Raw genomic sequence first — 11,298 nt, forward strand, 5'->3', positions numbered from 1 at the left:
CCACACGTGGAATCGACTGTGGAGTACGCCCAGGCCACGGGGCTGCTGAGTAGCGTGTGGCTGCTGGTGGCCATCCCGCTGGCCAGCGCGGCGATCCTGCTGCTGCTCGGCAAGCGCGCCGACAAGTGGGGACACTGGCTCGGGGTGGCCAGCGTCGGGGCGATCTTCGTCCTCGGCCTGACCTACTTTTTCCAGCTACGCGGCCTGGACAACCGGGCGGTCGAGCTGAGCCTGTGGGAGTTCATCGAGGTCGGTGGCCTGTCGGTGGACTTCGGGCTGCTGTTCGACCCGCTGTCGGCGGTCTTCGTGCTGCTGATCACCGGCGTGGGTTTCCTGATCCACGTGTACGCGGTCGAGTACATGTCGCACGACCCGGGACGACGACGCTTCTTCGCGTACTTCAACCTGTTCGTCGCCGCGATGCTGGTGCTGGTGCTGGGCAACAACTACGTGATGCTGTTCCTCGGCTGGGAGGGCGTCGGTCTGGCGTCGTACCTGCTGATCTCGTTCTGGTACCACCTGCCGGCCGCGGCGACCGCCGGTAAGAAGGCGTTCCTGATGAACCGGGTCGGCGACGCCGGCCTGGTGCTGGCGATCTTCCTGATGTTCGCCACGCTCGGCACCACCCAGTTCGAGGCGGTGTTCACCAACGCCGGGGCGCTGGCCTCCGGCACCATCCTGGCGATGGGCCTGCTGCTGCTGCTCGGCGCGACCGGCAAGTCCGGCCAGTTCCCGCTGCAGGCGTGGTTGCCGGACGCGATGGAGGGCCCGACCCCGGTCTCGGCGCTGATCCATGCCGCGACGATGGTGACCGCCGGCGTCTACCTGATCGCCCGGTCCAACCCGATCTTCTCGGCCAACCCGACGCTGCAGACCGTGGTGGTCAGCGTCGGCGCGCTCACCCTGCTGATCGGCGCGGTCATCGGCTGCGCCAAGGACGACATCAAGCGGGTGCTGGCCTGGTCGACGGTCTCCCAGATCGGCTACATGTTCCTCGGTGTCGGGCTCGGCGGCGGGGCGTACGCGCTGGCGATCGTGCACCTGCTGGCGCACGGCTTCTTCAAGGCCGGGCTGTTCCTCGGCGCCGGCTCGGTGATGCACGGGATGAAGGACCAGGTCGACATCCGGCGGTTCGGCGGCCTGTGGCGGCACATGAAGATCACCTGGGCGACCTTCGGCCTGGCCTGGCTGGCGATCATCGGCATCTGGCCGCTGTCCGGCTACTTCTCCAAGGAGCCGATCATCGCGGCCGCCTTCGAGCGGGAGGACTGGACCGCCTGGCTGTTCGGCGGCGCCGCCCTGCTCGGCGCCGGGCTGACCGCCTTCTACATGACCCGGCTGTTCGTGCTCACCTTCCACGGCCCGAAGCGGTGGACCGAAGACATCGACCACCCGCACGACCCGCCGCCGCTGATGTGGGTGCCGCTGGTCCTGCTGGCGGTCGGCTCGGTCGCGGCCGGCGCGCTGATGGCCACGACGGTGCCCGAGTGGCTGACCCCGGTGCTGGGCAGCGAGGAGGGCCACCACGAGGCGGTGCTGTCGCACGGCACGGTCACCATCCTGGCGTTGGCGCTCACCGTGCTCGGCGCGCTGCTCGGCATCATGCTGTTCCGCAACGGCACCGCCGAGCAGGAGCAGCCGGCCGGGGTGCTGGTCACTGCCGCCCGGCACAACCTCTACACCGACGCGTTCAACCGGGTGGTGTTCGAAAAGCCGGGCATCTTCCTCACCCGGGCGCTGGTCTTCCTCGACAACCGGGGAGTCGACGGCCTGGTCAACGGGCTGGCCGCCGCGATCGGCGGCAGCTCCGGGCGGCTGCGGCGGCTGCAGACCGGCTTCGTGCGCTCGTACGCGATGTCCGTGCTCGCCGGTGCCTTCGTGGTGGTCGCGGCGTTCCTCGCCCTGCAGATGGGATGGCTGGCGTGAACGACTTTCCGTTCCTCTCGGTGCTGACCGTGGCGCCGCTGGTCGGCGCGCTCGTGGTGGCGCTCGTCCCGCGCCGCCAGGGGGAGCTGGCCAAGTGGCTGGCGCTCGGCTGGTCGGTGGCGGTGCTGGTGCTGTCACTGGTGATGTGGTTCGCCTTCACCGTCGGCGGTGACCGGTTCCAGTTCCGTGAGTCGTACCCGTGGATCCCCAACTGGGGGGTGAACTTCACCTTCGCCGCCGACGGCATCGCGTTGGTCATGCTGATGCTGATCGCGGTGCTGGTGCCGCTGGTGATCCTCGCCTCCTGGCACGACGCGGAGGCGTCGAAGCGGTCGGTGCCGGTCTACTTCGGTCTGCTGCTGCTGCTCGAAGGCACGATGATCGGCGTCTTCGCCGCCGCCGACATCTTCCTGTTCTACGTGTTCTTCGAGGTCATGCTGGTGCCGATGTACTTCCTGATCGGCAGCTACGGCGGCCACCAGCGGCAGTACGCGGCAGTGAAGTTCTTCCTCTACTCGCTGGTCGGCGGTCTGTTCATGCTGGCCGCGGTGATCGGGCTGTGGGTGGTCGGCGGGCAGACCTTCGACTGGCAGGCGCTCAGCGAGATCGACATGTCCACCGGCGTGGAGCGCTGGCTGTTCCTCGGCTTCTTCGTGGCGTTCGCGATCAAGGCGCCGTTCTTCCCGTTCCACACCTGGCTGCCCGACGCCGGTGGTGCCGCGCCCGCCGGATCGGCCGCGCTGCTGGTCGGCGTGATGGACAAGGTCGGTACGTTCGGCATCCTGCGCTACTGCCTGGGGCTGTTCCCGGAGGCGTCGCAGTGGTTCGCCCCGTGGGCGCTGGCCCTGGCCGTGATCGGCATCATCTACGCGGCCCTGCTGGCGGTCGGCCAGAACGACCTGAAGCGGCTGGTGTCGTACACCTCGATCTCGCACTTCGGCTTCATCGGCGTCGGCATCTTCGCGTTCACCACCCAGGCCGGCACCGGCGCGGTGCTCTACATGGTCAACCACGGGCTCGCCACCGGCCTGCTCTTCCTGGTCGTCGGGATGTTCGTGGCCCGGCGCGGCTCCGCGCTGATCAGCGACTTCGGCGGGGCCGGGAAGATGGTCCCGGTGCTCGCCGGGGTGTTCTTCTTCGCCGGCCTGGCGTCGCTGGCGCTGCCCGGCACCGCGCCGTTCATCTCCGAGTTCCTGGTGCTGATCGGCACCTTCTCGGTGAACAAACCGGTCGCGGTGATCGCCACCCTCGGCATCATTCTGGCCGCGGCGTACGTGCTGTGGATGGTGCAGCGCACCACCCAGGGCACGTTGAACCCGGCGCTGACCACGGTCGACGGCATGAAGCGCGACATCACCCTGCGGGAGAAGGTCGTGGTGGCCCCGCTGATCGCCCTGATCCTGCTGTTCGGCTTCTATCCGAAGCCGTTGACCGACGTCATCAACCCGGCCATCGAGGCGACGTTGTTCGATGACGTCGGCACGTCCGACCCCGCCCCGACCGAGGGCGTAATCCAGGAGGCGGCCCGGTGAGCGAGTTCTCATCCCCCGCGATCGACTACGCGGCGATCTCGCCGATGCTGATCCTGTTCGGCGCGGCGATGATCGGCGTCCTCGTCGAGGCGTTCGTGCCCCGCACACTGCGCAACCCGGTGCAGCTGGTGCTGGCCCTGGCCAGCATGGTCGGCGCGCTGGTCGCGGTGGTCCTGCAGGGCGGCACCCGGACGGTGACCGCCGGTGAGGCGATCGCCGTCGACGGCCCCACGCTGTTCCTGCAGGGCGCGATCCTGGTGCTCGGCGTGATGGCGATGTTGCTGATCGGTGAGCGGTCGTTGGAAACCGGTGGTGCCTTCGTCGCCCAGGCGGCGGTCGTGGTCAACTCGACCGAGGACCGCAAGCAGGCCGCCGGCCGGTCCGGTGCCACCGAGGTCTACCCGTTGGCGCTGTTCGCCCTCGCCGGCATGCTGCTGTTCGTCGCGGCCAACGACCTGCTGACCATGTTCATCGCCCTGGAGGCGTTCTCGCTGCCGCTGTACCTGCTCTGCGCGCTGGCCCGGCGGCGTCGGCTGCTCAGCCAGGAGGCGGCGCTCAAGTACTTCATGCTGGGCGCCTACTCCTCGGCGTTCTTCCTGTTCGGGCTGGCGCTGACCTACGGCTTCACCTCCGGGGTGGACAGCCCGACCGGGCCCGGGGTCGACTTCGCCACCATCCGGGCGGCGGTGGAGACCTCGCAGTCCAGCCCGGTGCTGCTGTTCGCCGGCATCGCGCTGATCTCGGTCGGCCTGCTGTTCAAGGCGACGGCCGCCCCGTTCCACGTCTGGGCCCCGGACGTGTACCAGGGGGCACCGACACCGGTGACCGGTTTCATGGCCGCCTGCACCAAGGTCGCCGCGTTCGGTGCGCTGCTGCGGGTGCTGCACGTGGCGTTCTACGGCGCGGCGTGGGACTTCACCCCGGTGCTCGGCACGGTCGCGATCCTGACCATGCTGGTCGGGGCGATCCTGGCGGTCACCCAGACCGACATCAAGCGGCTGCTGGCGTACTCGTCGGTGGCCAACGCCGGCTATCTGCTGGTCGGCGTGTTGTCGCTGTCCGCCGAGGGCCTGGCCAGCACGATGTTCTACCTGGTGGCGTACGGCTTCATCGTGCTCGCCGCGTTCGCGGTGGTCACCCTGGTCCGCGACGCCGACGGCGAGGCCACCCACCTGTCCCGCTGGGCGGGGTTGGGCCGGCGGTCCCCGCTGTTCGCCGGCATCTTCACCTTCATCCTGCTGGCGTTCGCCGGCATCCCGTTGACCAGCGGCTTCACCAGCAAGTTCGCGGTCTTCGGGGCGGCGGTCGGGGACGGCCAGATCTGGCTGGTGATCGCCGGTGTGGTGACCAGCATGATTCTCGCCTTCCCGTACCTGCGGGTGGTGGTGATGATGTGGCTGAGTGAGCCGAGCGACGCCACCCCGACGGTGGTCATCCCCGGTGCGCTGACCTCGGCGGCGCTGATGATCGGCGTACTGGCCACCCTGCTGCTCGGGGTGGCGCCGGGAGCGCTGCTCGATCTGACCAGCAACGCCGCCGAGTTTGTCCGATGAACCACCTCACCCGCCCCCAACCTGGGCCGCCACCGCCGCTGTGGCATGGTTGGGGGTGTGGTGAGGACGGCTGACGGCAGCTCCTTCGCGTCCGGCGCGGGAGCGGTGACCTCGATCGGGATCGACATCGTCGACCCGCAGCTGCAGGCGTCCATCGCCGGGATCCTGGCCGACGTCGAGGCCGAGCTGCGCGACAGCGTGTTCAGCGCCGACCCGTTCGTCACCGAGGCGGCCCGCCACCTGGTCGAGGCCGGTGGCAAGCGGTTCCGCCCGTTGCTGGTGGCGCTCGGTGCGCACTTCGGCGACCCGGCGGCACCGCTGGTGGTGCCGGCGGCGGTGGTGATGGAGCTGACCCATCTGGCGACGTTGTACCACGACGACGTGATGGACGAGGCGCTGGTGCGTCGTGGCGCACCGAGCGCCAACTCGCGGTGGACCAACTCGGTGGCGATCCTGGTCGGGGACTACCTGTTCGCGCGGGCCGCCGACCTCGCCGCGGATCTCGGCATCGAGGCGGTACGGCTGCAGGCCCGCACGTTCGCCCGGCTGGTGCACGGCCAGATCGCCGAGACGGTCGGCCCGCGTGACGGGGAGCAGTCGGTCAACCACTATCTGAAGGTGATCGGGGACAAGACCGGGTCGCTGATCGCGACCTCCGCGCGGTTCGGCGGGATGTTCGGCGGCGCGGCCCCGGAGCACGTCGAGGCCCTTGCCGGGTACGGCGAGATCATCGGGGTGGCGTTCCAGCTCTCCGACGACCTGCTCGACATCGCCTCGGACTCCGCCCAGTCGGGCAAGACACCCGGTACCGACCTGCGGGAGGGGGTGCACACGCTTCCGGTGCTCTACGCGCTCGGCTCGGATGACGGTGACGCCGCCTCCCGGCGACTGCGGGAGATCCTGGCCGCCGGCCCGGTCACCGACGACGATCTGCACGCCGAGGCGCTCGCCCTGCTGCGCGAGTCGCCGGCGCTGAAGCGGGCCCGGGAGACGGTGCGCGGCTACGCCGAGGACGCCCGGTCCCGGCTCGCGCCGCTGCCGCCCGGCCCGGCCCGGCAGGCGATGCAGTCGCTGTGCGATTTCATCGCCGACCGGACGAACTAGCCGGGTCCTGGTTCTCGGTCCCGGTCCCGGTCCGGTCGCACGGGCGGATTTCCGCCGGTTGGCGGGGGTACGGGAGCGACGAACGGCACCTCCATTTGCGATGATGTTGCGTTAGCCAATAGCATGAACCGTACGTGTCGGGCGCCACACCGATAGTCGCCACCTGGTGCCCCTGATTCGAAAGGGCATTCCACAGGCGGCTGTCTTTTCATATGGTGTAAGTCCCCGGCGGCGGAGGTGGTTGTGCGCGACCCCTTGGCGGAACCTTCGGACCTCATCCGGAGCGTTTCACGGGCACTGCGTGTGCTCGAAGCGGTCGGACGTGCTCCGCGCGGACTGACCGTCAAACAGATTGCCCGGCGCTGCGAGCTGACCGTGGCGACCACGTACCACCTGGTGCGCACCCTGGCGTACGAGGGCTACGTGATCCGTCGCGAGGACGGCACCTACATCGTCGGCCTCGAGGTGGCCGACCGCTACCGCGAACTGGTCGCCGCGTTCCGCGGCCCGCCAGCGGTCGGTGAGGCGCTGCGCCGCGCAGCGGTGGAGACCGGCTACAGCCACTACCTCGGCCGCTTCGTCGGTGCCCAGGTGGCGGTGACCGCATCGGCTGACGGGCTGCGCTCGCCGTACCTTGAGGACCTGGTGCCCGGGTTCGACGAGGGGGCGCACGCCACCGCGCTGGGCAAGGCGCTGCTCGCCACCCTCACCCCCGACCAGCGGTTCCGCTACCTCAAAGAGTTCGGCATGCGGCCGTTCACCTCGGCCACGATCACCACCATCGAGGGCTTCGAAGCCGATCTCGCGGTCGGCGACCGGCGCGGCATGCACCTGGAGATCGGGCAGTACCGGCAGGGCCTCGCCTGCGCCGCGGTGATGGTCAACGCGGACAAGGACGTCGAGCGGCGGGTGGCGATCGCCTGCGCGTTGCCGGCGGCCGAGATGATGACCTCGGCCCGGGTGGTCCGTGCGAAACTGCTCACCGCCGCCCGGGCGGTCGCCGAGGCGATGACCGGCCCCGAGCATCCGGGCTGCTGAACAGTTTCTCCAGGACCTTGAACCGCCTGGCCGACGGCTACGTGTCATGAGGCGGAAGGGAAGGGCGCCTCTTGACCGACCAGGATTCACAACTGATGCGCGCGTTGCACGAAGAGCACGGTGACGCGCTCTTCGCCCATGCGCTGCGGCTGGCCGGTGGCGACCGGCAGCGGGCCGAGGACCTGGTCCAGGAGACGCTGCTGCGGGCCTGGCGACATCCCGAGTCGCTGGACCCGGAGCGGGGATCCGTACGGGCCTGGCTGTTCACCACGGCTCGGAACCTCGCGATTGACGCCTGGCGTCGACGCAGTGTCCGGGTCGGCGAGGTGGTCACCGACGAACTGCCGGAACCACCACCAGCGGTGGACGAGGCGGACCGTGCCGTGGAGGCGTGGACCGTCGCCGAAGCCCTCGGCCGGCTCTCCCAACCGCACCGGGAAGTGCTGATCGAGTGCTTCTACCGGGGGCGTTCGGTATCGGAGGCGGCGGCCAGGCTCGGTGTTCCGCCGGGTACCGTGAAGTCACGGACACATTACGCACTGCGCTCGTTGCGGCTGGTGCTGGAGGAGATGGGGGTGACCCAGTGAGGTGTGACTACGCGCACGACGACGGCGCGTACGTCCTGGGTGCCCTGTCACCCGCCGAGCGAGCGGCGTACGAGCATCACCTCGCCGGCTGCCCGAGCTGCCGGCAGGCGGTCGCCGACATCGCGGTGCTGCCCGGTCTGCTCGGCCGGCTGGATCCAGCCGGCTTCGAGCAGATCAGCGACCCGCCGTCGACCGAGCCCCGGTTGGCCACCCTGGTCGACGCGGCGGGCCGGGCCCGCCGCCGGGGCCGGCGGATGCGCCGCTGGCAGACCGCCGGGGCGGCGCTGGCCGCCGCCGGTCTCGCGATCGTGGTCGGCTTCGGGGTCGGCTGGGTGGGTGCCGGCGGTACGCCGGATACCGCGCCCGGTTCCCAGCTCGTCGCGATGCAGCCGGTGGCTTCGCAGTTGCCGATCCACGCCGAGGTGGGTCTGCAGGCGGCGGCCAACGGCACCGAGGTCACCATGCGCTGCTGGTGGGAGCCGACCAACCCGGACGGCCGACCGATGGATTTCGAACTGGTCGCCTACGACCGGGACGGGGCCAAGCAGCAGGTCGGCTCGTGGGCGGTCAGCCCCGGAGCCGAGATCGTCTTCACCGGGGCTACCCGGTTCGAGCACGACCAGTTGGAACGGCTCGAACTGGTCCGTGCCGACGGCGCGGCGATCCTGGCGTACCAGGTTGGCTGACCCGGTCGGTTGACTGGGTCGGTTGACTGGGCGGCGTACCTGGTCGGCTGACTGGGTGGCGTCCCACGGCGGCCGATCTGGCTGGCCGATCTGGCTGGCCGATCTGGCTGGCCGACCTGGCTGGCCGACCTGGCTGGCCGGTCAGTCCCGGTCCAGCACCAGACCCAGCAGCCAGGTGACCACCCCGACCAGCAGCGCCCCGAGCACGGCGGCCGGCCAGAAACCGTCTACCTGGAACGGCAGGTCGAGCTGGCCGGCGATGAATCCGGTCAACAGGAACAGCAGTCCGTTGACGACCACCGCGATCAGCCCGAGGGTCAGCAGGTACAGGCCACACCCGACGGTCTTGATGATCGGCTGCAGCACCGCGTTCACCACGCCGAAGATGACCGACACGAACAGCAGCGTGACGACCGCCTCGCCGATCGCGTCGGTCTGCAACGTGATGCCCGGAATGATCAGGGTGGCCAGCCAGAACGCCAACGCCGTACTACCCAGGCGGATGAGGAGGCTTTTCAGGAAACCCATCCGGGAATCCTGCCATGCCGGTCGTCGCCGTCGCGCCCGGCATCGCCGTCCAGCGATACCATCGTGTGTCACCCTCTCTCATGGTCGAACCGCCCGTGACGCCATGTCGTGCACCGGTTGCGGCCCGTCGCTCCCGGAGGTGCACGGTTGACGTCCCGGCAGCACCAGTTGCAGTCCCACCGGTACGCAGCGCGACGGTTGGTCGAAGCGTTGGTGTCCAGGCAGGCCGATCCGGCACGACCAGCCCGCCGGACCGCCCCGGCGACGCTGGCCGGGGTGCTGGTCGCCGTGCTCGGATTCGGTGGTGCCGCGGCGTACGGCGCGGTGACCGGATCCGTGGCCACCGACTGGCGGGACAGCCGGGTGGTGATCGTCGAACGGGAGTCCGGGGCCCGGTACGTCTACCGCGCCGGCCGGCTGCACCCGGTGCGGAACTACAGTTCGGCGTTGCTGATCGCGGGTACGGCTCCACCGCGTACCGTGCTGGTGCGGCAGGCCGCGCTACGCGGCGTCGAGCGAGGTTCTCCGCTGGGTATCCCCGACGCGCCGGACTCGCTGCCCCGCCCCGAGGACCTGACCGGTCCGGAGTGGACGGTTTGCTCCAGCGTCGCCGACCAGGGTGAGTCAGCCGCGCCCAGCATGTCGGTGCTGCTCGGCGTGGGTAGCTCCGGCGGTCGGCCGCTCGGCGACGACGCGCTGCTCACCCGGCTACCGGACGGTGCCGTACAGCTGATCTGGCGGGGTCGCCGGCACGCCGTGACCGAACCGGAGCTGGTGCTCGCCGCGCTCGGCTGGACCCGGCACCGCCCGTTGCCGGTCGCGCCGGCGGTGGTCCGGGCCCTGCCGGCCGGGGCCGACCTGGGCCGCCTGACGGTCCCCGGTGCCGGGCAGCCGTCCCGGACGATTCCGGACACCACGGTCGGCGAGGTCTTCCTGGTAGTCACTCAGAGCGGCTTGCGACAGTACGCGGTGGCGTACCGTGACGGGCTGGCCGGGATCACCCAGGTGCAGGCCGATCTGCTGCTGACCGCGCACGACCAGGCCGGCCCGACCCGGTTGACCCAGGGCCGGTTCAGCGGCCTGCCCCGGGTCGACGAGTTGATCCCGGACGGTCCCCAGGCACCACCGGCCGAGACGCCGGCCCTACGGTCGGCGGCGACCGGCACGGTCTGCGTCGGCGGCGCCGGGATCCAGTCCCCGCTACGGGTGGCGGTGGATCCGGACGCCCCGGCCACGGGCGTCCGGTTGCCGCCCGGCGGCGGCGCTCTGGTCGAGGCGGTACGGCGGACGAGGCGGTACGGCGGGACGAGGCGGTGCGGCCGGACGGGGACACCCCGCAGGTCAGCCTGATCACCGACGCTGGACTACGCCATCCGGTCCCCGATCCAGCGGTGTTGCCGACGCTCGGCTACCCGGGCGCCGCGCGGTCGCGGCTGCCGGCCGAGGTGGTCGAGCTTGTGCCGGCCGGTCCGGACCTGGACCGGCGGCTCGCCCTCGGCTGACCGCCTCCCCGGTTGAGCCGCGCTCTGGCTGATTCGTCGCCGGTGCCACCGCAACCGAGCCGTTATCCACAGCGGACGAGTCCGGGGCAGCGGCGACGGGCCGACCCGACTACGGTCGGCGAGGTGACGTTCACCGCCGTCGACGGCGGGGTGAGCGGGCACCGTCCGGCGCGGGAAGCACCGGGGCGGAGAGCACCGGGGCGGACCGGGACCGAGAGGGGCCACAGCGTGTCGCAGACGCAAGCCGAGTTGGCGGTCATGCAGCGGGCAGCCAGCCGTTTCGACCAGGTCGACGAGGAGCTCGATGCGATGCTGCGCGGTCTGCTGCAGCGGTTGGAGGTGCTTCAGCACGCCTGGCGTGGTGCCGGTGGCCGATCCTTCGAGCAGGTCACAGCCGGGTGGGCCAGGGAGCAGGCGGCGTTGCACCGGGCGTTGCGCGAGACGGCCGGAGCGATCCGTACCGCGGGGACGCAGTACCAGGCGACGGACGTCGCGGCGGCGGACCGGGTGACCCGGGCGGGGCGACGGATCGAGCTGCCGCTCTGAGCCGGCCCGGCGGCCTGCCGCCTCGGGACGACCTGGCGGGCGGCGCGGCGGTATGACACAGAGGAGGTGACCAAGTTGGCCGACGGCGAGCTGGTGGTGGATTTCGGGCGTTGCAACAAGGCCAGCGCCGACATCGGGGCAGGCGCTGCGTACTCTTCGGGTCGCAGTTGCACCAGGTGGAGCGGAGGCTGCGCCACTGGTAGCGACCTGGGACGGTGCGGCCCGTCAGGCGTACGAGCAGCGGCAGGCCGGTGGCGCGGCGCGGCGCAGAATCTCCAGGCCCTGCTGCGGGAGAT

The 11,298-nt window shown here is 70.5% G+C and carries 11 protein-coding genes; 10 read left to right on the forward strand and 1 reads right to left on the reverse strand.

All coding sequences use genetic code 11. The annotated features are described in order from the left end of the window. The first annotated feature begins 6 nt into the window (after positions 1-6). The 7 genes from nuoL (at position 7) to EDC02_RS39405 (ending at position 8,426) form a co-directional block, all read left to right on the forward strand. Positions 7-1,926, forward strand: coding sequence for an NADH-quinone oxidoreductase subunit L (gene nuoL, locus EDC02_RS39375; RefSeq protein WP_123607129.1), 1,920 nt, complete (start codon positions 7-9; stop codon positions 1,924-1,926). Then, positions 1,923-3,458 carry an NADH-quinone oxidoreductase subunit M gene (locus tag EDC02_RS39380; protein WP_123607130.1) on the forward strand — a complete coding sequence of 512 codons (1,536 nt, stop codon included), beginning with the start codon at positions 1,923-1,925 and terminating at the stop codon, positions 3,456-3,458. The genes nuoL and EDC02_RS39380 overlap by 4 nt, the downstream gene beginning before the upstream one ends. After that, on the forward strand, positions 3,455-5,011 hold the full coding sequence (gene nuoN / locus EDC02_RS39385; protein ID WP_123607131.1) for an NADH-quinone oxidoreductase subunit NuoN: 1,557 nt from the start codon (positions 3,455-3,457) through the stop codon (positions 5,009-5,011). The genes EDC02_RS39380 and nuoN overlap by 4 nt, the downstream gene beginning before the upstream one ends. Before the next feature lie 45 nt (positions 5,012-5,056). Next, on the forward strand, positions 5,057-6,115 hold the full coding sequence (locus EDC02_RS39390; protein WP_123607132.1) for a polyprenyl synthetase family protein: 1,059 nt from the start codon (positions 5,057-5,059) through the stop codon (positions 6,113-6,115). A gap of 243 nt (positions 6,116-6,358) precedes the next feature. Beyond that, positions 6,359-7,153, forward strand: coding sequence for an IclR family transcriptional regulator (locus EDC02_RS39395; RefSeq protein ID WP_123607133.1), 795 nt, complete (start codon positions 6,359-6,361; stop codon positions 7,151-7,153). A 92-nt stretch (positions 7,154-7,245) separates the two neighbouring features. Then, a complete protein-coding gene (locus EDC02_RS39400) occupies positions 7,246-7,740 on the forward strand; it encodes a sigma-70 family RNA polymerase sigma factor (RefSeq protein ID WP_233606748.1) in 495 nt (164 codons plus the stop codon). After that, entirely contained in the window at positions 7,737-8,426 is a 690-nt protein-coding gene (locus EDC02_RS39405) for an anti-sigma factor (protein WP_123607135.1), read from the forward strand. The genes EDC02_RS39400 and EDC02_RS39405 overlap by 4 nt, the downstream gene beginning before the upstream one ends. A 141-nt stretch (positions 8,427-8,567) precedes the next feature. Here the strand turns inward: EDC02_RS39405 and EDC02_RS39410 are convergent, their stop codons facing one another. Continuing rightward, complete coding sequence (locus tag EDC02_RS39410; RefSeq protein ID WP_123604353.1) at positions 8,568-8,954, reverse strand: phage holin family protein; 387 nt, start codon at positions 8,952-8,954, stop codon at positions 8,568-8,570. A gap of 147 nt (positions 8,955-9,101) precedes the next feature. Between EDC02_RS39410 and eccB the strand changes: the two genes are divergently transcribed. The 3 genes from eccB (at position 9,102) to EDC02_RS39420 (ending at position 11,002) form a co-directional block, all read left to right on the forward strand. After that, positions 9,102-10,304 carry a type VII secretion protein EccB gene (eccB, locus tag EDC02_RS39415; protein WP_233606678.1) on the forward strand — a complete coding sequence of 401 codons (1,203 nt, stop codon included), beginning with the start codon at positions 9,102-9,104 and terminating at the stop codon, positions 10,302-10,304. Beyond that, positions 10,268-10,456 carry a type VII secretion protein EccB gene (locus tag EDC02_RS42230; protein ID WP_233606679.1) on the forward strand — a complete coding sequence of 63 codons (189 nt, stop codon included), beginning with the start codon at positions 10,268-10,270 and terminating at the stop codon, positions 10,454-10,456. The genes eccB and EDC02_RS42230 overlap by 37 nt, the downstream gene beginning before the upstream one ends. 228 nt (positions 10,457-10,684) lie before the next feature. Then, positions 10,685-11,002: a WXG100 family type VII secretion target gene (locus tag EDC02_RS39420; RefSeq protein WP_123605183.1), complete on the forward strand. Its 318-nt coding sequence runs from the start codon at positions 10,685-10,687 to the stop codon at positions 11,000-11,002. Positions 11,003-11,298: the final 296 nt, after the last annotated feature.

The sequence above is a fragment of the Micromonospora sp. Llam0 genome, from assembly GCF_003751085.1.
Lineage (GTDB): Bacteria > Actinomycetota > Actinomycetes > Mycobacteriales > Micromonosporaceae > Micromonospora_E.

Bases quoted from the DNA above. Each gene is read 5' to 3' on its own strand.
- EDC02_RS39390 (WP_123607132.1), top strand. From the start codon at position 5,057: ATGGTTGGGGGTGTGGTGAGGACGGCTGACGGCAGCTCCTTCGCGTCC.
- EDC02_RS39410 (WP_123604353.1), bottom strand. From the start codon at position 8,954: ATGGGTTTCCTGAAAAGCCTCCTCATCCGCCTGGGTAGTACGGCGTTG.